Below are 24,754 nucleotides of genomic sequence, written 5' to 3'. Positions count from 1 at the left end.
GGTCCCGGTGGCCTACTTCGCCCGACGCTTCGTCTTCTTCCTCGGCACCCTGTGGGCCGCCGTCACGCTGAACTTCCTGATCCCGCGGCTGCAACCCGGCGACCCGGCCGAGGCCATCGTCTCCCGGCTGGCGGGGCAGAGCGAGAGCGTCGACCCGGCCCAGGTGCAGGCCGTCCGGATCATGCTCGGCGCCCCCGACGGCAACCTCTTCGAGCAGTACCTGCAGTACCTCGGCGCGGTGCTCCACGGTGACTTCGGAGTCTCGTACACCTACTTCCCGTACAGCGTCACCCACATGATCGGCCAAGCCCTGCCGTGGACGGTGATCCTGGTCGGGGTCACGCAGATCATCTCCTTCATCGTCGGCACGCTGCTGGGCACCTGGGCCGCGTACCGGCGCAACAGCCGGGTCGACTCGGTCATCACCCTCGGCTCGACGTTCCTCGGCACGCTGCCGTTCTTCTGGCTCGCCCTGCTGCTCATCTACGTCTTCGCGATCACCCTGCGCTGGTTTCCCGAGCGTGGCGGCTACGGCGGCGGCAGCAGTCCCGGCTGGAGCTGGATCTTCATCTCCGACGCCTTCCAGCACAGCGTGCTGCCCGCCGTCGCGCTGCTGATCACCGGCCCGATCGGCTGGATCATCGGCATGCGCAACAACATGGTGCAGAGCCTCGGCGAGGACCACGCCCGGCTCGCCGTCGCCCGCGGCCTGCCCCGGCGGCGCATCGCCCTCACCTACGGCGCCCGGATCGCGATCCTGCCCAACGTCACCGGCTTCGCCATCGCGCTGGGCAGCGTCCTGGGCGGCACCGTCCTCGTCGAGACGGTCTTCAACTATCCGGGCATGGGCCGCCTGCTGCTGGAATCGGTGTCCAGCCGCGACTACCCGTTGATGCAGGCGATCTTCCTGTTCACCACCGTCGGCGTGCTGGTGGCCAACTTCCTCGCCGATCTTCTCTACGGGTTCCTCGACCCCCGGGTCCGAAAGGCGGAGACGGCATGACCGAGCGGACCAGGGAGCTGTCATGAGCACACCCGCTCCCGCCGTACCGGCCCCGGGCACGGACACCGAGGGCCTCCAGACCACCGCCACCGAGCTGGCCCGGCGCAGCCGACTGCCCGGCTGGCTGCTCATCCTGTGGCGTAACCGCAAATGCCGCATCGGCCTGCTGCTGCTCGGCGCGTTCATCCTGGTCGCGCTCTTCGCCCCGCTGATCGCACCGTACGGCCCGCGCGACGACGACTTCCCCACGTCGCTCGGCCCGACCGGCGGTCACTGGCTCGGCACCACGGCACAGGGCGAGGACGTCTTCTCCCAACTCGTCGTCGGCGCGCGCACCTCACTGATCGTCGGACTCGCGGCCGGGCTGCTGTCCACCCTGATCGCGCTGGTCATCGGGTTGACCGCCGGCTACCTGCAGGGCTGGGTCGACGAGGTGCTCTCCTTCCTGATCAACCTCGGCCTGGTGGTGCCGGCGCTGCCGCTGATGGTGACGCTGGCCGCGTACGCACCGGTCCGGGGTCTGTGGCTGATCATCTTCGTGATCAGCGTGACCGGCTGGGCGTACGGCGCCCGGATCAAGCGCTCGCAGATCATCACCCTGCGCACCCGCGACTACATCACCGCAGCCCGGTTCGCCGGCGACGGCACCGCCCGGATCATCGCCCGCGAGATCGTGCCCAACATGACCTCGCTGATCGTGGTCGGCTTCATGGGTGCGGCGCTCGGCGCGATCGGCGGCGAGGCGGGCCTGGCCTTCCTGGGGCTCGGCGACCCGCAGACGGTCAGCTGGGGCACCATGCTCAACCAGGCCAGCCTCGGCGGCGCCCTGCTCACCGGGCAGTGGGCCTGGCTGATCGCCCCCGGCCTGGCGCTGTCGCTGCTGATCACCTCGTTCACGCTGATCAACTTCGGCATCGACGCGCTGAGCAACCCGCACCTCCGGGAGGATTGACATGGCCCTGCTAGAGGTGCAGAACCTCTCCGTCACCTACACCCCGCGCGACCAGCCGGCCAACCGCGCCGTGCACGACGTCTCCTTCGGCATCGACGAGGGCGAGTTCGTCGGGTTGCTGGGGGAGTCCGGCTGCGGCAAGTCGACGCTGGGCAACGCCGTCCTGCGGCTGCTCTCCCCACCGGCCCGCATCAGCGGCGGCCAGGTCACCTTCGACGGCGTCGATCTGACCACCGCCACCGAGGACCAGTTGCGCGAGCTGCGCTGGACCAACCTGTCGACGGTCTTCCAGAGCAGCATGAACTCGCTCAACCCGGTGATCCGGGTGCAGGCGCAGTTCGCCGACACCTTCGCCGCGCACAAGATCCCCGGTGACGTCACCGCGCGGGCCACCGAGCTGCTCGACCTGGTCTCGCTGGATTCCCGGGTGCTCAAGGCGTACCCGCACGAACTCTCCGGCGGCATGAAGCAACGGGTGGCGCTGGCCCTGGCGCTCGCCCTGCGGCCCAAGCTGGTGCTGCTCGACGAGCCGACCACCGGGCTCGACGTGGTCGTGCAGCGCAGCATCCTCACCCGGCTGGCCGAACTGCGCCGCGAGTTGGGCTTCGCCGTGCTGTTCATCAGCCACGACCTCGGCACGGTGCTGGAGATGGCCGACCGGGTGATGGTCATGTACGGCGGCGAGATCGTCGAGAACCGCCCGGCGGCCGGCATGCTGCGCGAGCCGCGGCACCCGTACACCCGGGGCCTGCTCGGCTCGTACGCCGACCCGCGCCTGCCCGACGTGCAGGTCACCTACATCCCGGGCCGGCCACCGGACCTGTCCCGGCCGCAGGCCGGCTGCCTGTTCACCCCCCGGTGCCCGCACGCCGAGGACGCCTGCCGCCAGGTCCATCCCGAGTTGCTGCCCGACCACGGCGGGCTGGTCCGCTGCCTGGTCGCCCAGGAGAACCGGCTGCCCGTGGTGCGGCTCGGCGCGGCGGACGCCGCCGCCACGATCGGCAGCCACTTCCCGGCCACCGGCGCCCTGACCGAGCCGAGCGACACCACCGACGCGGCGGCCGAGGCCGTCCTGTCCGTCGACCGGGTCACCAAGCGCTACACCAGCCGGCGTGGGCTGCGCACCAGCACCGTCGAGGCAGTGCGCGACGTGTCGCTCACCCTGCACCCCGGCCGGGTCACCGCCCTGGTCGGGCAGAGCGGCAGCGGCAAGTCCACGATCGCCCGCCTGATCACCGGCATCGAACGTCCCAGCGCCGGCGAGGTGCGCTTCAGCGGGGTCCGGGGCGCAGAGGTGCGGGTCGACCGGCTGCGCGGACGGGGGCTGGCCGACTACCGCCGGCACGTGCAGATGGTCTTCCAGGACCCGTTCAGCGCGTTGAACCCGACCCGGACGGTGGCGTACGCCCTGTCGCGCCCGCTGGTCAACTTCGCCGGGCTGCGCGGCGCCGCAATCCGGGAACGCGCGGCGCAACTGCTGGAGAGCGTCGGACTGTCCCCGGCCGGACAGTTCCTCGACAAGCTGCCGCACCAGCTCTCCGGCGGGCAGCGCCAGCGGGTGGTGACCGCCCGCGCTCTCGCCCCCGACCCGCGGGTGCTGATCGCCGACGAGCCGATCTCGATGCTGGACGTCTCGATCCGCGCCGAGATCCTGGAACTGCTCGGCGAGCTGGTCCGCAACCGGCGGCTCGCGATGCTCTACATCACCCACGACCTGCTCAGCGCCCGCCTGCTCGCCGACGAGGTGCTGGTGCTCAACCAGGGCGTGCTGGTGGAGCGTGGCCCGACCCGCGAGGTCATCGGAGCGGCCCAGGACGACTACACCCGGCTGCTGCTCGACTCGATCCCCAACCCCTTCGCCGCCAAGGCCGCCCGCTCGTAGCGACGCCCGAGGACGAGGCGACGTCGGGTCCGCCGCCACCGGTGGCGGCGGACCCGACGTCCGGGTGAGGCGGCCGCGTCCCGGTCCGCCGGTCGAGCGCTTCGGCGCGACCGGTCAACCCAGCCAGGCGGCCGACCGGGCGGGCAGCGTCGGGCCGTCCACCGGCGCGCTGGCGAGCAGCACCGACCCGTACGGTCGCGGGTCGATCGCCACGTCACCGAGGTTGACCAGGCAGGTCGGGCCGTCGGCGCCCCGACGGAACGCCAGACAGCCCGGCGGCGCATCCCGCCACGCCACCTCCGCCGGCCGCCCCCGCCAGCACCGCTCGCGCAGCCGCAGCGCCGCCCGGGTCAGCGCCAGCGCCGACGCCGGATCGTCGGCCTGCCGAGCCACCGAGAAGCCACCCCAGCCGGCCGGCTGCGGCAGCCACGGCGTCGACCCGACCGGCCCGAAACCGTACGGCGCGGGCCCCTCGGTCCACGGCAGCGGCACCCGGGCGCCGTCGCGGCCCCGCTCCTGGCCGCCGGAGCGGCGGAACACCGGATCGCGGATCTCGTCGTCGGCCAGCGCCACCTCGGGCAGGCCCAGCTCGTCGCCGGCGTACAGGTACACCGCGCCGGGCAGCGCGAGCATCACCAGCAGCATGGCCCGGGCGCCGTCGCGGCCCCACCGCTGCGCCGCGCGGCTCACGTCGTGACTGCCGTGCACCCACGCCGGCAGCCGGCCGTGCCGGGTGGTGGCCGCGAGCAGCGCGTCCACCCCCGCCCGCCAGGGCTCCGGCCGCAGCGGCCAGTAGAGCGGGTCCATCGCGAAGGCCTGCCCCAACTCGTCCGGGCGCAGGTACGGCCCGACCACCTCCGGCCCGCCCCAGGTCTCGGCCACGCCGAGCCGGTCACCGGGATACGCGGCGAGCTGCCGCGCCCACCGGCGGTAGATCTCGTGCACCTCGTCGCGATCGCTGTACGGCGACGGGTCACCGGCCTGCCAGCCGGCGGGCAGCTCCGGATAGGCCGGGTCCTTGACCAGCGAGCCCGCGGCGTCGAAGCGCACCCCGTCGACGCCGCGGTCCAGCCAGAACCGCAGCGTCGCCGCGGCGTCCGCGGCCACCTCGGGGTGCTCGTGACGCAGGTCGGGCTGCTCGATGTCGAACAGGTGCAGGTACCACTCGCCGTCGCCGAACGGCGCCCACGCCGGACCGCCGAAGATGGACCGCCAGCCGTTCGGCGGCAGCTCCCCGGCGACACCCCGGCCGGGCCGGACGTGGAACCGGTCCCGCTCCGGTGCGCCGGGGCCGGCCGCGCGGGCCGCGGTGAACCACGGATGGGCGCTGGAGACATGGTTGAGGACCAGGTCGACCACCACCCGCAGGCCGAGCCGGTGGGCGTCGGCGATCAGCCCGTCCAGCTCGGCGAGGGTACCCATGCGGGGGTCGACGGCGCGGTGGTCGGACACGTCGTAGCCGCCGTCATGGTCCGGGCTCGGGTAGAACGGGGTCAGCCAGACCGCGTCGACGCCGAGGCCGGCCAGGTAGGGCAGCCGGGACCGCGCGCCGGCCAGGTCGCCGAGGCCGTCGCCGTCGGCGTCGGCGAACGAGCGCAGATAGACCTCGTAGGTGACGGCCTCGCGCCACCACGGCCCGGTGTCGGTCATGCTCATCGTGGGGTCAGCTCCAGCAGGGACATCGACGGCATGGGCAGGGTCACCGACAGCCCGACGGTGCCGCGATCCGGCGCGAGGGTCACCGGTGGGGTCGCGTCGGCGAGGCGGTCGGCGGCCCGCAGCGCGGCCCACTGCTCGTCGGTCGGCCACCCGTCGACGCCGAGCCGACGCGCGGCGGCGGAGAGGTTCGACGTCTGCTCGTCCAGCCGCCGGTGCCGCACCTCGTACGCGCCGTGCGGCAGCCCGTCGATGCGCCACCGCACCGTCCGCTCCAGCCGGGCGCGCTGGTCGGGCCGGTCGAGTACGCCCTGGTCCAGGGTGCCGTTCCAGAGCACGACGGCGATCCGGCCGGTGTCCGGGTCGATCGACGGCCACGCCCGTACCAGGGCGCCCGCGCCGTCGCCGGTGAGCCGGGCGGCGAGCTGCACCGCGGCGAGCCGCTCCAGCATCCACAGCGCCCAGAACCGGGGCTTGGCCAGGCCGCCCACCGAGAGCAGCCCGAACCCGCCGTGCAGCAGCGCGGGCGGCCGGCCCAGCTCCTCGAAGTGGTCGCTGGCCACCCAGCAGGCGAGCGACGCCACCCGGCCGGCCGCCTCCTGCATCCCGGTCGCCACGAAGGCCGCCGAGAGAACCGAATCGTTGACCGGTGCGAAGTGGGTGGGGGAGGGGCCCCACTCGGTCCAGCGCAGCGGCGTGCCCGCCCGGCCGTGCCGGGCCAGCGCCGGGCGCAGGTCCAGCGGCGGGCTGCCGTAGACGTGGGTGGACAGGAAGTCCAGCGCAGCGCCGGAGCCGTCGAGGTGATCCAGGAACGGCTCGATCCACTTCGTCGCGGCGGTCGCCGGCCCGCCGACCGGCAGGCCGGGACAGGCCTCCCGCACGGCGCGGGCCGTGACGTCGTACATCCGCAGGTAGTCCTCCCGGCTGCCGGTCCAGAAGCAGTCCAGGTCGGGTTCGTTCCACACCTCGACCGCCCAGCGGCGCAGCTCGGCCTCGCCGACGCGGGCGCGCAGGTGCCGGATCAGGTCACCGACCAGCGCCGCCCAGCGGTCCCAGTCCCGCGGTGGGCTGGACACGCCCGCGGCGGTGACCACCCGTGACGGGTCACCGGCCAGCGCCCGCGGGGTGAACGACAGCTCCAGCACCGGCCGCAGCCCGGTCGGGGCCAGCGCGTCCAGCACCGCGTCGATGCCGGTGAAGTCGTGCACCGGGCGGCCGTCGACCTCGCGGTAGACGCCGAGGTCGTCGCCGAGGATGCCGTGCGCCCGGACCCGCTGGACCCCCAGCTCGCGGTGCACCCGCCCGAGCGCGGCGGCGAGCCCCGCGCCCATCTCCTCGCCGCCGACCCGGTCGGCGCTGAGCAGCAGGCTCAGGTGCTCGGAGCCGATCATGTCCCGCCACGGGCGGTGCACCGGCCCGAGCGGGCAACCGGCGTCGACGCTCACCTCGACGAGGCCGTCGCCGTCGGCCAGCACGGCGACGGCCGCGGACGGCGACCCGAGGGGCGCGTCGCCGGGCCGGTCGGCGTCGAACACCGGGCGCACCGCGTACCGCACGGTCCGCCCGGGCTCGACGGTGGTGTCCGCGTACGGCGCAGCGGGCACCGCCAACAGGTCACCGCCGCGGTGGTCGACCACCCGGTACGGGCCGCCGCCGTCGGCGCGGTGCACCAGGTAGCCCACGGCGCCGGGCACCGGATCCCAGTCGACGCTCACCTGACCGCGCCCGGCCCACGCCCGCGCTCCGGGCGCCCCGTCGCCCGCCGATGCCTCGGAAGGGGAGGTCACGTTCAGCTCCCGGCGACCTCGATCAGCACCGCCCCCGGCTGGGGCAGGTGCAGCTCCACGACCGCGGCGCCGCCCCGAGCGCGGGTGTCGACCTTCTCGACCGGCAGGGAGTCGGCGGCGCGCAACGCGTCCCACTGCTCCCCGGTGGGCCAGTCGGCCACGCCGAGCTGCTCGGCCAGCGTGGTCACGTCACCGTGCTCGCGGTCGAGCCGGGTCACCGTCACCGTCCGGCCGGCGGCACCCTCGACAGCCAGCCGGATCTGCCGGGCCAGCGCCGGGTCACCGTCACGCTTGGACTGATCGAGGGTGGAGGCCCAGACCAGGATGGCGAGACTGCCGTCGGCGCGCCGGCTGGCCCAGCTCTGCACCAGCCCGTTGGCGCCGTCCCCGGAAGCCTGGACGCTCAGCTCGGTCTCGCCCAACTGGGCGAGCATCCGCAGGGCGTGGTAGCGGGGCTTGGCGATGCCGCCGACGGTGATGAGACCGAAGCCGCCGTGCAGCAGCCGCGGCGGGCGGCCCAACTCCTCGAAGTGGTCGCTGGCCACCCAGTAGGACAGCGCCTCGACCCGACCGGCGGCCGAGCGCATCCCGCTGAGCAGGAAGGTCGCCGCCGAGGTGCCGTCGTTGACCGGATGGAAGTGGGTGGGCGTGACGCCCCACTCGGTCCACAGGATCCGCGCGTCCGGAAAGCCCAGCCGGCGCAGGGTCGGGCGCAGGTCCAGCGGCGGGCTGCCGTAGGTGTGGGTGGAGACGAAGTCGACCGGCGCGCCCGAGCGGTTGGCGTGCTCCAGCAACGCGTCCACCCAGCCGGCGGCGGCCGACGACGGGCCACCGACGGGGATCCGCGGGTCGACGTCCTTGACCGCCTTGGCCGTGACGTCGTAGAGCCGCATCCACTCCTCCCGGGTACCGGACCAGAACACCTCCAGGTTGGCCTCGTTCCACACCTCGAAGTCCCAGGTCAGCATCGTCTCGCCGTACCGCTCCAGCAGGTGCGCGACGAGTGCCCGGACCAGCTCGGCCCAGCGGTCCCAGTCCTTGGGCGGGGAGATGACGCCGCGATACTCGAAGACCGTCCGTTCTGGGTCGCTGGCCAGGTCGCGCGGCATGAAGCCGATCTCGACCACCGGCCGCAGGCCGATGGAGAGGACCAGGTCATAGACCCGGTCGACGCCCGTGAAGTCGATCACCGGCGCGCCGTCCACCTCGCGGTAGACGGCCAGGTCGTCGTGCAGGATCGAGTGCGCGCGCACCGTCTCCACGCCGATCTCCTGCCGGATGCGGCGCAGCGCGGCGAGCAGCTCGCGGCCGATCTCCCGGCCGCCGGAGGTGTCCGTGCAGAGCAGCTGCGACAGCCGCTCGCTGCCGATCATCGGTTGCCACGGCCGGGGCAGCGGCACGCCCTCCTCGGCAGCGTCAACCCGCAGGGCGACGGTCGGCACGGTGCCGTCGGCCGGCAGCGCGGCGGCGTGGACCCGGGCGCTGAGCGGACCGGTCACGGTGACCTCGGGAACCGCGGCCACCGCGTAGGCGTACGGCGTGCCGGGCTCGCCGGTGGTGTCGACGTACCAGGTGTCGGGCACCGAGAGGACGTCGCCGCCGAGGTGGTCGATCGGGGTGAGCTCACCGGTGGGTACGCCGTCGCGCAGCGGTGCGCGATGCACCAGATAGCCGACCGCACCCGGGACCGGCGACCAGGACAGTCGGACGTGGCCGACCCCGGCGGCCGCCGCCAGGTCACCGGGCGGCGCGAGCAGCGGGATCCCGCTCGTCGTGCCCTGCTCATCGCTGCGCAGCGCGATGCGGGCCTCCCAGTCGGATCGGGCGTCTGCCGGCTGGTGGTCGCTGATGCTCGTCACCGGGGCACCTCCAGGGATTCGTGTGGTCCGGTCCGAGCACTGTAACCGGTTTCTGCGGCGGTTGCGCCTGCGGTGTGACGGCTTTTTCGCGTAACGGCACCGGTCCATGTGGGCCGGTCTTCCGGGTGCCGGACCCAGGTGCGTCGGCGGCACCGCGATCACCGCCATGATCATCAGCGTGGTCGAAGCCAGGCCATCGCCCTGGCCGTGTTCGTCGCTACCGTTCGCCCGGCCGTTCGATCCCCGTCAACTCGGGGAAGTGGTGGATGACGACTCGAAGCACGCCGCGGGAAGATCCACTCAGACTGAGCCGCAGTCATCACCTACCCAGGCATCCTGCCCGACCATCCTCGCCAGACAGACACGCAGGGCTACGAGGCGCCCCTTAGCCTCGGCGCGTGGATGACGAACTTCTTCGCCGGCTTCGGGCCGAACAGGCCCGAGCGCTGCTCTACGACGCCGATCCCCACCACGCGGTGATGCTGGCCTGCGACCTGCTGGTGGCCGGCGTCAACGGCGATGCGGTGGTGGCGCTCGCGGCCGAGTCAGCTCGGACACTGTCGGCGCACGACGCGAATCGGCGCCTGGCGGCGGTCACCGACCAACTCGGGCTCCCGGAGCCGGCCCTGCCAACCGCGGTGGCGCTGATCGCCGCCGACACCTGCGAGCGGATCCTCGACCGCAGCATCCCCGCCGAGGTGGGAACCCACCGTCTCTACGTGGTGGGACACGAGGGCAGCCGGCTGGACGACCTGCTCCCGGCGGTCGCCGCCCTGGCCGCGCATCTCGAAGACGACCTCGGTGGGCGGGCCGACGAGGACCTACGAACCCGGCTCGCCGCGCTGGCCCGGACCATCCTGAACCGCCTGACAGCTGGAGATCCGGCTTGAGGCTGCGCTGCCCGGGGTTTGGGCGACCACCGACACGCGCGCCTGATGATCACCGACAGTCCGTACCGGACCGCCATAGCGTTACGAGACATCGCTTAGCGAGGGGCTGTGATGCCGGTGTACAGCGGTACGGCGAGAAAGAGCGCAAACGCGATCCAAGGGGAGATGTACCCGAATAGGCCCCCAACGAGAAAGAGCGCGGTGCCGATCAGTGCTTTGGCCCGCTCCTGCCGGAGGTACTTGCCGCCGCCGGCATGGATCAACTCGGGGTGCCGGACGACGTATTGGTAGAAGATCCACGCGCTGATTAGCATCAGGGCGCCGACGAGGGCATAGAGGGCGGTTGCGGTCTGGATGTCGCCCTGATTGCCCGCCTTCAGGAATCGGGCGACCACGGCGGTCGGAAAGGGGACCAGCGCTGAGCTGAACAGTATGGCGAGGTTGGCCCAGTTCAGCGGCGGGCTGGTCGCCCGGATGCGCTCGAAGACGTAGCGATGCGCCAGCCAGATCGCTGCCAGGTTGAGAAACGACGTGGCGTACGCCAGGTACGCCGGCCATTCTTCAAGCAGCCCCCGCAGCAGGTGGCCGGGTCCGATCTGGGGCGGCTTCAGGTCGAGCACGAGCAGGGTGATGATGATGGCGAGCACCGCGTCGCTGAACATCTCTGTCCGCTCGACACTCCTGGCTGAACGCGCCTGGTCCTCTGCTGCACCCAATCCCGATCTCCCATCCCAACCACCCGTCGACTGCTGTGGCCGGATTTCGCCACCTCGCTCAACGAGTGAGGCAGGTCCTGGACGTCGAGCCGTCGGGCTCGGTGCCGACGTCCAGACCGGATGGCAGTAGATCCGGCGCGCCTCGTCCTGTTACTCCGGCCGTAGATCTTGAGGGTGTTGGGCGGCTTGTTACCGGTAGCGGCTGGTCCGGGCGCGGGTTTGGTGGCGGCGTCGCGGGGCGCCATCGTGGATGCACAGGCGAGCGTTGAGCGCTGGTCGCGTCACTCGTCCGCCTTCATTCGAAAGCCTGGGCCAGGTGCGGCTTGGATGTCGTTCGCCTGGACGTGATGATCGTGCTCGCATCGGACCTGCACGGAGAGTTGGGCGCCGCACCTGTCGTGGCGGGTGATGATGGCCGGGCCCGCCGAGTCGGCGCAGTATCGGTCGCCCCACTGCATCAGTCCTAGCACTGCCGGCGCCAGATCGGTCCCCTTGGGCGTGATCACGTACCGGAGCCGGGCGCGGGAGCCTGCCTCCTGGTATGGCTCGGTGGACAGGATGCCGTGCTCGACGAGCTTGCGGAGCCGCTCAGCAAGCAGGTTGCGGGGACATCCCAGGATGCGTTCGAAGTCGCTGAAGCGGGTTGCGCCGTACCAGACCTCTCGAAGGATCAGCAGGGTCCACTTTTCGCCCACCACCTCCAGGGTCCGGGCGATCGAGCAATTCGTCGTGTCCCGATCAAAGAGCATGTCAACACCAGCGTCCACGCACGCACCATACCAGCTGAGTTTACTTTCGTATACTCAGCTCGTAGTGTTCATAGCTGAGACGAGGCTTGCGGTTACAGAGCGCTGACGGGCGGGGAGTCGTGCGCTGCCGCCTGCGGCGCGGCGAGGACGGAGAGAAAGATGAAGGCACTAATTGTCGAGCGCTACGGGGATGCCAGCGCAGTGCGCGCCGGCGATGTGCGAGATCCGCAGGTGGGCGATCAGGACGTCCTCGTCCGGATCCACGCGGCGAGCGTCAACCCGCTCGACCTCAGGACCCGCAACGGCGACTTCAAGGTGATCCTGCCGTACCGGGTGCCGTTCGTCCTGGGCAACGACCTGGCCGGCGTGGTTGTCGCAGCGGGTGCGGGCGTAACGCGATTCACGGTAGGCGACGAGGTCTACGCACGTCCGGACAAGAACCGGATCGGCGCGTTCGCGGAACTCATCGCGATTCACCAGGACGACGTGGCGACCAAGCCGACCACGCTGACCATGGAGGAGGCCGCGTCCATTCCCCTGGTCGGCTTGACCGCTTGGCAGGCCCTGGTTGAGCGAGCGAACGTACAGGCGGGCCAGAAGGTCCTCATCCATGCAGGCTCCGGCGGCGTGGGCACCATCGCTATCCAATTGGCGAAGCATCTGGGGGCGAGTGTGGCCACGACCGCGAGCACGTCAAAGGTTGGCTTGGTGAAGGATCTGGGCGCGGACGTCGTCGTCGACTACAAGAAGCAGGCTTTCGAGACGGTCCTGCACGACTATGACGTTGTGCTGGACACCCTCGGTGGCGAGACGCTCGACAAGTCTCTGCGGGTGCTGAAACCGGGTGGGAAAGTCATCAGCATCGCCGGACCGCCCGATCCCACCTTCGCCAAGGAACTGGGAGCGAATCCCCTCGTCAGGCTGGTGATGACCGCTTTAAGCTTCCGAACCCGGCAGCGTGCGCGACGCCGCCGCGTGACGTACTCGTTTCTCTTCATGAGGGCCAGTGGTGACCAGCTGCGCGAAGTCACCTCCCTCATCGAGGCCGGGACTATCCGGCCGGTCGTGGACCGAGTGTTCCCATTCGAGTCGATCCGGGAGGCCCTGGCGTACGTCGAGGAAGGGCGCGCCAAGGCCGGCAAAGTCGTCGTCCGGATGAATTGATCACACCTGCCGCTCTCGGATAGCCCTTGAACCGTCAGGCTGCGGCGCGCAGAGCGCGCCATCGTTGCAGGGAGGCCACGAGCGACCCCGCAACTACCAGAAACCGCCGAGCGCAGTCCACTGGAGGAGGTCGACATGGATCTATCGGGACGCTCTGGGAGCAGCTCACGTGTGGCCTACAAGGATGCGCCAACCCGGGCCGTGTCGGTAGACGGCGTGGACTTTGTGTATCGGCAACTCGGTCCGGAGGGTGGCGTGCCGGTGTTGCTCCTGAACCATTTGGCCGCGGTCTTAGACAACTGGGATCCGCGAGTAGTCGACGGTCTCGCCGCGAAGCATCGAGTGATCACCTTCGACAACCGAGGTGTTGGCGCGTCAGGGGGCTCGACGCCGGAAACGATCGAGGCGATGACGCACGACGCGATCGCGTTCATCCAGGCTTTGGGACTCGAGCAAGTCGATCTGCTCGGATTCTCGATGGGTGGCTTCATCTCGCAGAGGATCGCGCAAGAGGAACCGCGGCTAGTCCGCAAGATCATTCTCGCGGGCACAGGTCCTGCCGGAGGCGAAGGCATCGACAAAGTCACAGCAGTGACGCTTCAGGGCATCGTGAGGGGCGCCTTGACCTTCCAGGATCCAAAGCAGTCCCTCTTCTTCACCAGGACAGCCAACGGGCGTCAGGCAGGACGCGAGTTTCTGCAGCGTTTGAAGGAACGCGAGGAGGGCCGCGACAAGGCCATGTCCCTGCGGGCTTTCCGCGCCCAACTCAAAGCTATCCGCCGGTGGGGGCGCCAAGAGCCGGCAGACCTCTCGACCATCACCCATCCGGTGCTGGTAGCGAACGGGGACAGCGACAGGATGGTGCCAAGCAGGAACACCGTCGCCCTAGCCGAACGTCTACCCAACAGCGAATTCATACCGCTGTACCCAGACGCCGGACACGGTGGGATTTTCCAGTACCACGAAGAGTTCGTTCGGAAGGCGCTTGAGTTCCTCACGCCCTAGACGACTCAAGGCCTCGGCCCTGCCGACATCCGCTCATGGCACCCCTGCATGTCAAGGCGGCCGGTGGGACTGTAAGACGAACGGCACCACTCTCGTCGGCCGAGTCAGCCAGGTGCGCGGTGGGGATCGGCGGGCAGAATTCGATCAGCCACTTGCTCGGCAGCGGCACCAAGCCCAGCGGCCCGATATCGGGTTGGACCGCTCGTCGATTCGAGCTGGGCGTGCTTGTTGCGGATGTGTCGCAGGCTCTCCTCGTGTGAGCAAGGATCCGGCGACGCAGGGGCGCTCCACCTGGGCCCCGGCCGGGGAGACAGGACGTCCACACACTGCCCGACGACGAGATCCGCTCTACGACTCGCCATCCAAACCCAGGGAACCCGGCAGGCTGCGGATGAAGTCGGCGCGTTCGGGCTCCGCTGCCGCAATACGCTCCAGCACGTCACGGAACTCTTGGCGTTCGTCGGCGTTCATCTGGTCGAGCACGTATGCGATCTCCTCCAGGGTGTTCAGTGCAGCGCGCTCCGCATCCCTGGCCGACCCAACGAACTCGACCAAGGTCGCCGTTGCCGTGACGAGGGCTCTGGCAAGGTGATCGACGATCATGCCTCACCCTTCACCGACGAGCCGCGGTCCCGGCGGAACTTGGTCATCCACGCGCTCGATGCGCACGGCGCCGACTGGGCTGCCAGCTGCTGGATACACCACGTGACGAGCCTAGCCCCGTCATAGCCGCTGGTCGGGCGTTGGCTGTTCGGGCAGGTCGGGCGCATCCGACCATGCCGAGAACAGTGCGTGTGATCCAGGCGAGGTCGGGGCTTGGCCGTGCGCGCCGGTAACCTGGTACTGGAACGGCGGTCGGGCGGTCAGCCGGCGTAGCGGGGCTCGCTGATCCGGTGGCGGAATTCGGCGTGAGCGGTTTGGAAGACTTCGTTGAGCCGATCGAGCTCGCCCTGGGTCGGTTCTCGCCGCAGCCCGACTTCGATCTTGAAGTCGCCGTCCACGATCTCCACGTCGAGGCGGTCGAGCAAGTCCGCGGGGAGCCTGGTGATGACGAACTCGCGGAACGCGTTGGCGATCGTGCCCGCCATGTCGCCGCACCCGCAGGTTCGGCCGTCGAGGACCGCGCCGAGGTGGCTGCGGCCGATGATCGCGTCCGGGTGTACGGGATCCATGACGGCCAGGCCCTCCTCCAGGACCGTGCGGGCCTCCGGCAGCCGGGCCTCATGCTGGAGGAACAGACCGAGGGCGATGCAGGCCCGCCCGACCGTGTCACGGTCGGTGCCGCTGCGCGCCTGGTTCACTGCCTCGGTCAGCCGTTGCTCCGCTAGGCCTACCTGGCCGGCCTCCTTCAGCGCGAGACCCCAGTTGCGCAGCACCTGACTTCGCAGCTCCGGGCGGCCGATGCGCTCCGCCCTTGCGTGCGCCGACGCGTACGTGCGTAGCGCCGCCTCGGCATCGCCGGCCTCGTCCTGAGCCATCGCCAAGCCGAGCGCTGCCATCAGCGCCTCCTCCTGCCGGCCCTGACGGTCGTAGGAAGCGAGCACACGCTCGATCGTCTCAATTCGCCCCGCCTGGTCACCGAGGTCACGGCCGAGGTTCGCCAGCGCGGACAAGGCGTTGAGCGTCGCCTGGTGGTCAATGCCGAGCCGCTCCTCCAAGGCGGCGACCAGGGCGGTGAGCAGGGGCTTGGCTGTCGGGTCGTTGTGGTCCAGCATCTGGGTGACGACTCGCCCGACCTCCTCGACGACCTCGTCGGGCAGTTGCTGCAGGCCCACGAAGAGCGGCTCGCGGGTGTCACCGGCGTGCACAATCGCTGCTCGCAGCGCCAGCGCGGAGGCCACCCGCTCGTGCCCGTTGCGCCACAGGTTGGCGACCGCCTCCTCGACAACCTGCCGGGCACCTGCCACGTCGCCGCGCTGCCGCAGCAGGTCCGCCAGCGGTTCGAGGCCGAACGCGTACCCGGCATGCTCGCGACCATAGAAGGCGAGCCGCTCCTGAACGCCCTGGCGCAACTCGGCCTCGGCCTCGTCGAGTCGTCCGGCCATGCGCAGCGCCAAGCCCAGATTGAGTCGGTAGGTCAACTGGTCCTTGCGGGACTCGTGATCGCGTGGCGTCGCGGAGACAGCACGGCGGTAGCACTCAACCGCGCGGCCGAGTTGATCTGCGTTGAGCAGGACGTTGCCGAGGTCGCACTGGGCCGAGGCCCATTCCGGACTGCCGTGACCGTGTCTGTCCGCGGCCGCCTGCAGTTCGCGCGTCATCAGGTTCTCGGCGTCGCCCATGCGGCCCTCCCGCAACAGCGCGAAGGCCACCTCGACCGGAGTGAGGGATGTTGTCACGAACCGCAAGTTTAGGGACCGCCTACTGACGTTCGCGCAGCCCCCGGGCGCAGGGCTGTCTCCTCTATTGGCGGGGCCGGCGGTGACGCTCACGCACCATCCTGCCAGCCCATTCTGCCCTTCCTGCCATCGACCACGGTGGGCCGAGAGGCTGCTCTCGGCCCGGGCAGCGCCCATGGCAGCCGTGAAGGTTGGCGTGGCCGGCGGGGCGGCTGCCCGCTCCCAGGGAGGAACGGATCGACGGCAGACGTGGCGCGGGATGAGGCCGAACTCCCGACCTCGCTAGCCAAACAGCACAGCAGCCTGCCACCTCGCCCCGAGCGGACAGCGGTCAGGTCTGTGTCACCTACGGAGCCGACGGCGTCGCGGAGCCAGACAGCGTCCACCACACCAACCAGGGCAACCTTCGCCACCGTGAGCTCGCCAGCCGTCATCGACGGCTTCGAGACGCTTTCCGGCTGCGCGCCAGGTCGGGACCGTGGTGGTCATTGCGTGGCGCAGGAGCGGGCAGCTGATCTCGGCGCTGTCATCACCGCCGGCGCCGCGCGCCGCCGAGGGCGGCAGCCATCGCGCACCGGGCCGGTACGACCGAAAGATCGCGCGTTGACATCCTCTCCGCCCTATTCTGGTCAGGCTCGTACGTCGCGGGCTCCGCCGCGGCGGCACCGCTGAGTGTCGTGAAGCAGTACATCGAGCAGCAGAACCTCCGGCTCAAGGCACTGCTCGGGCCTGACGGCCCTCCCAGCGCGGGCCTTCACCCCCGCCCTGAAGGACGAAGCATTGGCCCGCAATCCGGTAGCGGGTTATGACGCTGATGGCGAGCCTGCGGCCGGGCCTCTGCCCGTAAGGTGTCATCAGGCGAGGACAGTGCGGGGGTCCGGGGGACGTCGATGGTGACCGAAGGCGGTGCCTACACAGCGGCTCCGACCCCACGGGACCCCGGCCGCCCGGCGTTCCTGGAACTCTTCTTCGACCTGGTGTACGTCGTTGTGATGATCTCCCTGGTCGGGACGCTCGCCGCCGACGTGAGCTGGACCGGCGTCGGGGAGACGCTGGTCCTGCTGCTGGCGTTCACCCTGGTATGGGCGGTGACCACCTGGGCCGCCGACACCCTGGACCTGACGCGGCCCGCGGTCCAGGTGCAGTTCATCGGGGTGGCGGCCGGCAGCCTGCTGCTGGCGGCCGCGGCATCCGACGCGTACGACGGGCGCGGCCTGCTCTTCGCGATCACCTACCTGGCGATCCACCTCGGTTCGAGCATCTACTACCTCCTGCTCCGGCCGGATGCGAACGAGCCCGTCCGCAGCGGCCGGATCTTGTTCTGGTACACCATCGCCTCAGTCGGCTGGATCGGCGGGGCGCTGGCCACCGGCCCCACCCGCCTCCTGCTCTGGGCGGCGACCGTCGTCCTGGAGTACGTCGCCGCCTCGCTCGGTTGGCCGCTGCCGAAGCGCGGTCGGTCGCAGCCGCAGGAGTGGCGGCTGGTCGGCGAGCGGGTGGCCGAGCGGTACCGGCAGTTCGTCATCATCGCGCTCGGCGCGTCCATCTTCATCATCGGGACGACCTTCACGGTGAGCGACTACACCATGGGCCGGGCGTGGGCGCTCCTGGTGGTGTTCACGACCGTGGTGCTGGCCTGGCGGATCTACATCTACCGGGCCGGCGAACTGCTGACCGAGGCCATCGCGCGATCGGCGAACCCGTCACTGCTCACGCAGTCCGCCGCGGTCACTCATCTGATCATGGTGGCGGGCATCGGCGGCACAGCGGTCACGAGTCACCTCGTCGTGCTGCGTCCCTTCGGGGAGACGCCGCCCTCGTGGACCGCGGTCATCCTCGGCGGACCGGCGCTGTTCCTGGTCGGTCGCGCGGTGCTGGACTACACGGTCTTCGGCCGGATCTCGCGGTCCCGGCTGGCCGGGCTGGTCCTCCTGGCCGGCGCTGCGCCGGCCGCGGGCCTGCTGCCGCCGGTCGTGGTCGCGCTGCTCGCCATGAGCATCCTGGCCCTGGTCGCTGCGGCGAACCTGGTGAGCACCCACCGGCACGCCCGCGCGCCGATGCCACCGGCGCTCGGGTGACCTCACGCGGTCGGCACGGTGACCCGGACCGGCCGCGCGTGTGCGGGCAGCGTCTCCCAGACCAGGATGAGCAGCAGCACCAAATTCCCCACGACCAGGATGGCCAGCGGCGGAAGGAGCGTCATGGCCGGTCCGATGGCGCACAGCACCACGATCCCCAGCGCCCGGGACCAGAGGACCCGTCCGGTGACCACGGCGTCGAACAGGCAACTCCCGAGCAGGAACAGCGCCGGCCCGCCCAGGATGGCGGCGATCCAGGCGGCCGGTGCCGCACCGGACGGCCGGTCGATGACCAGGGAGACGCTGGTCGAGACCACCAGCACCCCGGCCACCATCACCAGGTGGCTGTATGAGGTGGAGGTGCCGGGCCGGACCCGCTCCACCACCGTGACGGCGGGCGGTGCCAGCAGCTGCCGTACCCGGAGGAAGTAGAGCTGAAAGAGCACGACGGCGCTGGCGAAGCCGACGAAGCTCGCGGCCACCCGGCCGGCCTGGAAGCCGCTGCCGGCCAGCCCAATGCCGCCGCTCAGGATCAGCTCGCCGAGGGCGATGATGAAGATTTCTCGATGCCGCTCGGACAGGTGGGCGCCGGTGAAGATCTGGCTGGCCAGTTCGGTGCGGCCAAGTTTCGGCGTCGGCCAGCCCAACCGGGCCGACCCGAGGTCGACCGCCACCGCGACCGACCAGAGCAGCAGCCGGGCCGTTCCGTGCACGAACACCCCGGCCACCCACGGCAGCGCCGTGACGCCGAACCAGAAGAACACTCTGATGCTCCGGGCCTGGATCGGGCGGTTCACCCGGGTACCGGGGATGAGGACGGCGTCCCGGACGAGATGGATGCCGAAGTACGCCGCGACGAGCAGCCAGCCGTATTCGGCGAAGGCGTACGGCACCGCGATCGCCATCAACAGGGTGCCGAACATGACCGCCAGGACGGTGGCCTGGATGACCGGCAGCCGTGGGTTGAACAGGTCGGTGAGCCACGCGGTCAGCACCCAGACCCACCACGCGGCCATCAACAGGACGGCGGTCTGGGCGGCGCCCCGGACGGTCAGGTCCTCGGCCAGCCCCGCCGAGAGCCTGGAGAGCATGAAGATGTAGACCAGGTCGAAGAAGAGCTCCAGGAACGTTGGATAGTCCGGCTCGCCGCGCCGGCGAAGGATCCGGGGGAGCGGGCTGGGCCTCACGCTTCTGCCTCCTTCGGCACGCCCCTCGGGGAGCGGAGGCACGTTTCTTTCGCCAACCTACAAAAGCGGGGGTCGCCGGAGAGCGGAAACTGAGGAGCAGGGCGGAAGCTGTACACCGGCCATCGGCCCGACACACGCGACCTCCGGCGATGCAGTTCAATGGATGACCGCCATGAGACGGCTGTGGGCGATCAGGCCAGCCAGGTCCGCCCGGTAGGTCCCACGCGTGCCCTCCGGCAGGCCTGGCCCCGTGGCCGCGGCCTGGTGGCGGTGGGCATCACCCCGCTGCGGGACCGCCTATCGGGCTGGGCTGATCGCCCGAAAGCTCGGCAGGCGCCTGACCGCGCTGGCGCCGGGCGACCTCTTACCTGGGTGCCAGTTGCAGTTCGTCGTGAAGCTGTAGGCGGCCCAGCGGGCCCAAGGCGACGGGGCAGCGGCCCAGCTACGGTCCGACTCGACGGGATTCACGAGTGCTCCGATCCGAGGAAGGCCGACGTCGCTGAGTCTTCGGCGTGATTGGTTAGGCCGGCTGCTCAGAGCGAGAGACCGGTGTTCGTGGTCCGCTCCTGGCGGGGCCGGGTGGCGATGGCGTAGCCGGTGGTGGTGACGCCAAGTGTCACTCCCCAGCAGAGGAACACCAGCAGGGTGGCGGTCACCGCCCACCCCTCACGCACTTCCGACCAGTGCGTGTCGCCGGTGAGCACCTGCGTCGCGAGCACCGCGACGCTCAAGACGCCGTAGGTGAGCAGCGTGAGCGCCACCACCCCGGCGGGGATCAGCGCCAGGGGCCGGGGAACCTGTCGCTCCCGCAGTCCCGGCACCCAGCGGGGGAACTGCTGCCCCCAGCGCTGTATCAACCCGAGAACGAGCAGGCCGGCGAGTGGCGGGACGAGGGTGATCGCCACGCCGGTCCAGGTCGAGAGGTTCCGGTGGATGTCATCGAGTTGCCGCTGTGAAATTCCGAACGGGACGCCGAGCACCCACAGCCCGTGCGGCACGGCCCAACCGACCACCGGCAGAGCGACCGCCCCGTACGCCCAGCGGCGGGTCCACCGCGGCACCGGCTGGTACCCGGCCTCCCGCGCTCCGCGCTGGGGAGCGCAGGCGTTGGCGAGCCCGGCGAACAGGAGACCGCCGGTCGCCAGGGCGAGCCGTGCGCCCAGGTCGCGCCAGTCCGAGGGGCGTCCCGCCAACGCCGCAGGGATCTCGAAGAGCAGATGCAGCGGGAACGCGAGGACCAGGAGCAGCGCCGCCGCCGCCCAACTGCCGGCGACCGAGTAGCGGCCGGGGAACCGGAGCGCGCACACGACCAGCACCGCGAGGGCGGCGCCGACTCCCACCGCTCCCCACCCCGCCCAGAACGGCAGTGTCTCGACCCGGTTCGCGCCGCATCCGCCCGTCGGGTCGACCAGATTGGTGCGGTCGCAGGCGGTGTACCCCCACCGGCCACCCGAGATCCAGTACGCCCGCAAAGTCACTTCGGCGACGACGAACACGACGCAGGCCACCGCCCACGGCCGGACCCGAGGCGCGGCAGCTGACCGAAGGGAACGTGCCGAAGGACCGGACATGCCAACCCCCTGCGCAGCGTCTCGACGAGGTGCCGGACCCGTGGCCGTGCGATCAGGGACCCGCACACGCCCGGGCCGTTGCCTCGCCGTCATCGTTTGGCCATCTCGGCCACGGCCGGGGTCAGCGGCCGGGTTCGGACCGAGAGCGGTGCCAACCACGCCGCGACCCACTGTCCCCGCCGGCTCATGGGCGCCAATGCGACCAGAACCGCCGCGGCATCCGACGCCGCCGTGACCGCGTTCGTCGCGACGAGCTTCTCCCCGCGTACGGCAGAACCCGCCGGAACTACGGCCATCGACCCCTTGGCCGGGGGCTCCTTCAGCGCCGCATAGCGCACCGCAACGATCACCTCGTAGCCGAACACCAACCGGGTCTTCCGCTCCCCACGGGATCGGTCGACAAGGCGACCAGCCACCCCGGGACTGACAGAACAAGGCCTGATGGTCATGGAGCAATGCTCTGTGGCGACTGGCGGGGCTGTCCTCCCGGTAGAGGGGGACGGCCTCCCTCTACCGGGGGAGTGCAGACCTTGTATGGCCCAGTTGTATGGGGTTGGAGGGGCAGTCCAGTGTGAGCGAGGAATCGCCGAGTAGATCGGTTGTGGCCATGGTCGACTGGTATGCACGGGCCGAAGTGGCTAGCGACGTCATCCGGATCTCGGAACCGCACGTCAACGAATTGGTGTCGGCGAACTTCTGGTGGTTGCGCGGCAACGATCGTGACATCGTGGTCGACGCCGGGCTCGGTGTCGTCGCCTTGCGGGAGGCGATTCCGGGCCTGTTCGAGCGGGACCCGATGGTCCTGCTCACCCATGCGCACCTGGATCATGTCGGTGGGGCGTCTGAGTTCGGTGACCGGGCTGCCCACCCCGCCGAGGCGGGGCTTTTGGCGGCGGGTGTACCGGCGAGCCTGTACGGCGCGGAGCTCTACGACAAACTGGGGATCGACGCGGCGGGAGAACCTGTCCCGGAGCTCATGATCGACCCTTTGCCCGGTCCCGGTTACGACCCGGCTGCCTATCGAGTCGAACCCATGACCCTGAACCGCATGCTCGACGACGGCGACCGAATCGACCTGGGCGGGCGAGTGCTGACTGTGCTGCACCTCCCCGGCCACACACCGGGAAGCATCGCCCTGCTCGAGGAGCGCACTGGGACCCTGTATTCCGGCGACGTCATCTACGACGGTGCCTTGATCGACAACCTGCCGAACTCCGACGTGGCTGCCTACCGGCGAAGCATGCAGTTCCTCGCCGACCTCGACGTGTCCGTCGTCCATCCCGGCCACGGGCACAGCTTCGACAGGACACGCCTTCGCCAGTTGGCCGAGACCTACCTGCGCAGCAAAACCTAGGTTGAGTCGGGTTCGAGGGTCAGTCCGGCGTGGGCGAGGAAGCCGTCGGTCACTGCCCGACCGAGCAGGCCGCGATGAAAGTCCTCTACCTCGTCTCTCAGCAGAAACGGCGAGTACGACGGCCGCAAGATCCGGGCTCGCTTCATCTGGTCGGAGATCACGGAGAACAGCGCCCACTGGGAGCAGGCGTTCTCCGTGGACGGGGAGCAGACCTGGATCACCAACTGGCACACGCACATGACCTGCCGCCCCGCCTGACCCGTTCTTCCCATTCGCTGAACACGGTCCCGTTGAGTCAGCTCGGTGTCTGCACTGGCCAGCGGCTGGAGGCCCGCGACGTCAGCGATGTAGCAACGCGGCCGAGAGCGCGGCGACCAAGGCGACGCGGGCCTTGCCGGGCGGCTGCGGAGTGGTCTCGGGACTCTACGGATCACATGGCGGCAGCACACGGTCCGCAGTTACAGTCGCGGGCAAATATCGACCGGCATATTGATCTGCCTCATGTCGTCTGGCAGGGTCGGTTCACGGCGCACCCGTCCGTGCGTACAGCTCGACATGGGGGAGTTCATGTGAGAACAGGTCGATCCATCGGCGCGGTCCTCCTCGCTGCCGCAAGCACCATCGTTGTCGCCCTCACCTCCACCGCGCAGGCCGTGGCCGCCCCGCCGGCGCCTGGCCGGGACGGGGTGGTGGTCTCGGTGCAGAAGAACCGCGACGGCACGATCACCGAAACCGCCTACACGCCGGCGCCGGGTGTCACCGCGAAGGATCTGGCTGCGCGGCTGACGGCACGGGGGGTGCCGAACGTCAAAGTCGCCGACGAACCCGCGATGACGACGCTCGCCGCGGCCTGCTCGTCCGGGACCGCCCGGACCTGGCCATCGTCGGCGACGTGCTTCGTCCGCTGGGCGTACAACGGCTACGCGCGGCCGCAGATCTACTTCATCGACCACTCGGGATCAGCGTGGCCGGTCGGCCGCGCGGTGACCAAGTGGAACGAGACCTCCGGCATCGACTCGGTGTACCGCATTCCGAGCTCTGGCTGCCCGGGCGGCGGGATCCACTGTGTCCATGTCTACAGCGGAAACTACGGCTCCGGCTGGACGGGGCTGACGAGCCGGACTCTCAACGCCGCGGAAACCTACTACACCGGTGCGACGGTCAAGCTGAACACCTACTACAGCGGGACCGAGGCCGAGCACTGGAACACCGCCTGCCACGAACTCGGGCACGTGCTGGGCCTGGACCACAACACGTCGACCGGTAGCTGCGTGTACGCGTACCGCAGCTCGCAACGGTATCCGAACGCCGACGACTTCAACCTGTTGGAACGTTACTACTGAGCTGTCGCGTAGGGGCCCGGCCAGATTCGGCCGGGCCCCTCGCCGGCGCTGGGGGAGCGTTGCCTGATGCACCTGAAGACCAATCCTCAGCGCCGCTCGGGTGGCACCGGTGGAGGTGGTGGCGGGCGATCATCGTGGAGGTCGAAGAACAACTCCAGGAAGTTGGCTCGTCGGCCGTCCCACGCGGCGCTCTGCGTCATGGCCGCTTCCTGGTCGGGTCGGCCCTGACTCTGCCCCGCGTGTTCGTGGCGCCGCTCAGCACCCCACCCTCCGCCGCCGATCCGGTGTTCACTCGAACAGGTCCGAACGCAAGCGGCAAATTTACGCGGGGCTGCTCAGCTGATGGTTGCCAGTAGGTCCCGGCAGGCCCGTTCGCAGGCGCGGCACGCGTCGGCGCAGACTCGGCAGTGCTCGTGCTTGTCGGCGTGACGTGCGCACTCGTCCCCGCACGCCTTGCACGCCGTGGCGCACGCCTCCAGCAGGGTGCGGCTGATGTTCGCGTCGTAGCCGGTGTGCCGGGACACCACCCGGGCGGTGGTCGTGCAGATGTCGGCGCAGTCCAGGTTCGTCCGGACACACTTGGTCAAATCGGCGACCATGTCCTCGCTCAGGCACGCATCGGCGCATGCGGTGCAGGCCTGAGCGCAGTCGTTGAGGGCGTCAATCGCCGCCGCCAGCTTCGCCCGGTCGAGGTTGATCGACTTCGGGTACGTCTCCAGCATCGGCATCGTGGTGCTCGGCATCGGGCAGGTCCTCTCGCTCGGTTCCCCCTGCGCTACCCGAAGACTGCCGACACACACCGGGTGGGACGTGGGTGGCCTAGCAGCAAGACCAGCGGGAGTCATCCACGGCCAACCGATCCGAAGCAATCGGGCAGGCGTGACTGCCGGGGGCGGGACGATGACTGATGCGGATCGGCGAGACGGGGAGGACGCTCGCACTCTGATCAGCCGAGCGTGCGGAGGCGGTCGGCGAGGGTGCCGCGGTAGAAGTCGAGGAAGCCGTCGGCGTCCGGCCCCGCGTTCTGCAACACCAGTGTTCGAAGCCGGGTCGGCGTACTTCTGCACCGCCGTGACGTGGACGTCGGGCTCGGGCCAATGGTGAACTGCTGCCGACTGTCGTCCTCGGTGAGGGCGCGGGAGGCGGCGTCGAAGTTGACCGGGTTGACCAGATCGCTCATCACCTTCCACCCGGTGCGGGCCCACCGGCTGGCCTGCCA

The 24,754-nt window shown here is 70.2% G+C and carries 21 protein-coding genes; 9 read left to right on the top strand and 12 right to left on the bottom strand.

The window, feature by feature from the left end:
* Nucleotides 1–7 precede the first annotated feature (7 nt).
* The 3 genes from RMN56_RS29645 to RMN56_RS29635 are packed head-to-tail and all read left to right on the top strand — an operon-like array spanning nucleotide 8 to nucleotide 3,837.
* Nucleotides 8–1,003 carry an ABC transporter permease gene (locus tag RMN56_RS29645; protein WP_204940937.1) on the top strand — a complete coding sequence of 332 codons (996 nt, stop codon included), beginning with the start codon at nucleotides 8–10 and terminating at the stop codon, nucleotides 1,001–1,003.
* A gap of 22 nt (nucleotides 1,004–1,025) precedes the next feature.
* Nucleotides 1,026–1,955 carry an ABC transporter permease gene (locus RMN56_RS29640; protein WP_204940936.1) on the top strand — a complete coding sequence of 310 codons (930 nt, stop codon included), beginning with the start codon at nucleotides 1,026–1,028 and terminating at the stop codon, nucleotides 1,953–1,955.
* A gap of 1 nt (nucleotide 1,956) precedes the next feature.
* The gene (locus RMN56_RS29635; protein WP_313721146.1) at nucleotides 1,957–3,837 is read left to right on the top strand and encodes an ABC transporter ATP-binding protein; all 1,881 of its coding nucleotides are present in this window, start codon (nucleotides 1,957–1,959) and stop codon (nucleotides 3,835–3,837) included.
* Nucleotides 3,838–3,951: 114 nt separating this feature from the next.
* Here the strand turns inward: RMN56_RS29635 and RMN56_RS29630 are convergent, their stop codons facing one another.
* From RMN56_RS29630 to RMN56_RS29620, 3 genes are read right to left on the bottom strand one after another with little or no spacing between them, the layout of a single operon-like run.
* The gene (locus tag RMN56_RS29630) at nucleotides 3,952–5,493 is read right to left on the bottom strand and encodes an alpha-amylase family glycosyl hydrolase (RefSeq protein ID WP_446685810.1); all 1,542 of its coding nucleotides are present in this window, start codon (nucleotides 5,491–5,493) and stop codon (nucleotides 3,952–3,954) included.
* Nucleotides 5,490–7,280, bottom strand: coding sequence for a GH39 family glycosyl hydrolase (locus RMN56_RS29625; protein WP_313721145.1), 1,791 nt, complete (start codon nucleotides 7,278–7,280; stop codon nucleotides 5,490–5,492). The genes RMN56_RS29630 and RMN56_RS29625 overlap by 4 nt, the downstream gene beginning before the upstream one ends.
* A 2-nt stretch (nucleotides 7,281–7,282) precedes the next feature.
* A complete protein-coding gene (locus RMN56_RS29620) occupies nucleotides 7,283–9,139 on the bottom strand; it encodes a GH39 family glycosyl hydrolase (protein ID WP_313721144.1) in 1,857 nt (618 codons plus the stop codon).
* 398 nt (nucleotides 9,140–9,537) lie between these two features.
* Between RMN56_RS29620 and RMN56_RS29615 the strand changes: the two genes are divergently transcribed.
* Entirely contained in the window at nucleotides 9,538–10,029 is a 492-nt protein-coding gene (locus tag RMN56_RS29615; protein ID WP_313721143.1) for a hypothetical protein, read from the top strand.
* A 95-nt stretch (nucleotides 10,030–10,124) separates the two neighbouring features.
* Here the strand turns inward: RMN56_RS29615 and RMN56_RS29610 are convergent, their stop codons facing one another.
* Together RMN56_RS29610 and RMN56_RS29605 are read right to left on the bottom strand one after the other, a co-directional pair.
* The gene (locus RMN56_RS29610; protein ID WP_313721142.1) at nucleotides 10,125–10,691 is read right to left on the bottom strand and encodes a TMEM175 family protein; all 567 of its coding nucleotides are present in this window, start codon (nucleotides 10,689–10,691) and stop codon (nucleotides 10,125–10,127) included.
* Between the two features lie 335 nt (nucleotides 10,692–11,026).
* Nucleotides 11,027–11,512, bottom strand: a complete 486-nt coding sequence (locus RMN56_RS29605; protein ID WP_313721141.1) for a winged helix-turn-helix transcriptional regulator — start codon at nucleotides 11,510–11,512, stop codon at nucleotides 11,027–11,029.
* A gap of 141 nt (nucleotides 11,513–11,653) precedes the next feature.
* Here RMN56_RS29605 and RMN56_RS29600 point away from each other — a divergent pair, with 141 nt between their 5' ends.
* Together RMN56_RS29600 and RMN56_RS29595 are read left to right on the top strand one after the other, a co-directional pair.
* Complete coding sequence (locus RMN56_RS29600) at nucleotides 11,654–12,658, top strand: NADP-dependent oxidoreductase (RefSeq protein WP_313721139.1); 1,005 nt, start codon at nucleotides 11,654–11,656, stop codon at nucleotides 12,656–12,658.
* A 171-nt stretch (nucleotides 12,659–12,829) separates the two neighbouring features.
* Nucleotides 12,830–13,663 carry an alpha/beta fold hydrolase gene (locus RMN56_RS29595; protein ID WP_313721137.1) on the top strand — a complete coding sequence of 278 codons (834 nt, stop codon included), beginning with the start codon at nucleotides 12,830–12,832 and terminating at the stop codon, nucleotides 13,661–13,663.
* Nucleotides 13,664–14,011: 348 nt separating this feature from the next.
* Here the strand turns inward: RMN56_RS29595 and RMN56_RS29590 are convergent, their stop codons facing one another.
* Both RMN56_RS29590 and RMN56_RS29585 read right to left on the bottom strand, forming a co-directional pair.
* Complete coding sequence (locus tag RMN56_RS29590) at nucleotides 14,012–14,266, bottom strand: hypothetical protein (RefSeq protein ID WP_313721135.1); 255 nt, start codon at nucleotides 14,264–14,266, stop codon at nucleotides 14,012–14,014.
* 260 nt (nucleotides 14,267–14,526) lie between these two features.
* Nucleotides 14,527–16,002: a tetratricopeptide repeat protein gene (locus tag RMN56_RS29585; RefSeq protein WP_313721134.1), complete on the bottom strand. Its 1,476-nt coding sequence runs from the start codon at nucleotides 16,000–16,002 to the stop codon at nucleotides 14,527–14,529.
* Between the two features lie 893 nt (nucleotides 16,003–16,895).
* On the opposite strand from RMN56_RS29585, the gene RMN56_RS29580 reads away from it, so the two are divergent.
* Complete coding sequence (locus RMN56_RS29580; RefSeq protein ID WP_313721133.1) at nucleotides 16,896–18,080, top strand: low temperature requirement protein A; 1,185 nt, start codon at nucleotides 16,896–16,898, stop codon at nucleotides 18,078–18,080.
* 2 nt (nucleotides 18,081–18,082) lie between these two features.
* Here RMN56_RS29580 and RMN56_RS29575 read toward each other — a convergent pair whose 3' ends face one another.
* The 3 genes from RMN56_RS29575 to RMN56_RS29565 all read right to left on the bottom strand — a co-directional run bounded on the left by RMN56_RS29575 (nucleotide 18,083) and on the right by RMN56_RS29565 (nucleotide 21,203).
* A complete protein-coding gene (locus tag RMN56_RS29575; protein WP_313721132.1) occupies nucleotides 18,083–19,267 on the bottom strand; it encodes a low temperature requirement protein A in 1,185 nt (394 codons plus the stop codon).
* A 533-nt stretch (nucleotides 19,268–19,800) separates the two neighbouring features.
* Nucleotides 19,801–20,745: a hypothetical protein gene (locus tag RMN56_RS29570; protein WP_313721131.1), complete on the bottom strand. Its 945-nt coding sequence runs from the start codon at nucleotides 20,743–20,745 to the stop codon at nucleotides 19,801–19,803.
* A gap of 182 nt (nucleotides 20,746–20,927) precedes the next feature.
* A complete protein-coding gene (locus RMN56_RS29565) occupies nucleotides 20,928–21,203 on the bottom strand; it encodes a hypothetical protein (RefSeq protein ID WP_313721130.1) in 276 nt (91 codons plus the stop codon).
* Between the two features lie 242 nt (nucleotides 21,204–21,445).
* Here RMN56_RS29565 and RMN56_RS29560 point away from each other — a divergent pair, with 242 nt between their 5' ends.
* Both RMN56_RS29560 and RMN56_RS29555 read left to right on the top strand, forming a co-directional pair.
* Nucleotides 21,446–22,192 (top strand): MBL fold metallo-hydrolase, encoded by a 747-nt coding sequence (locus RMN56_RS29560; protein WP_313721129.1) that lies wholly within the window; start codon nucleotides 21,446–21,448, stop codon nucleotides 22,190–22,192.
* 569 nt (nucleotides 22,193–22,761) lie between these two features.
* Entirely contained in the window at nucleotides 22,762–23,535 is a 774-nt protein-coding gene (locus RMN56_RS29555) for a matrixin family metalloprotease (protein WP_313721128.1), read from the top strand.
* A gap of 335 nt (nucleotides 23,536–23,870) precedes the next feature.
* On the opposite strand, the gene RMN56_RS29550 is transcribed toward RMN56_RS29555, so the two are convergent.
* Together RMN56_RS29550 and RMN56_RS29545 are read right to left on the bottom strand one after the other, a co-directional pair.
* Nucleotides 23,871–24,278, bottom strand: coding sequence for a four-helix bundle copper-binding protein (locus RMN56_RS29550; RefSeq protein ID WP_313721127.1), 408 nt, complete (start codon nucleotides 24,276–24,278; stop codon nucleotides 23,871–23,873).
* 203 nt (nucleotides 24,279–24,481) lie between these two features.
* Nucleotides 24,482–24,715, bottom strand: coding sequence for an LLM class oxidoreductase (locus RMN56_RS29545; protein WP_313721126.1), 234 nt, complete (start codon nucleotides 24,713–24,715; stop codon nucleotides 24,482–24,484).
* Between the last annotated feature and the right edge of the window lie 39 nt (nucleotides 24,716–24,754).

It is taken from the genome of Micromonospora halotolerans (assembly GCF_032108445.1).
GTDB lineage: Bacteria > Actinomycetota > Actinomycetes > Mycobacteriales > Micromonosporaceae > Micromonospora > Micromonospora halotolerans.
This window is presented reverse-complemented; position numbering and strand designations above follow the sequence as displayed.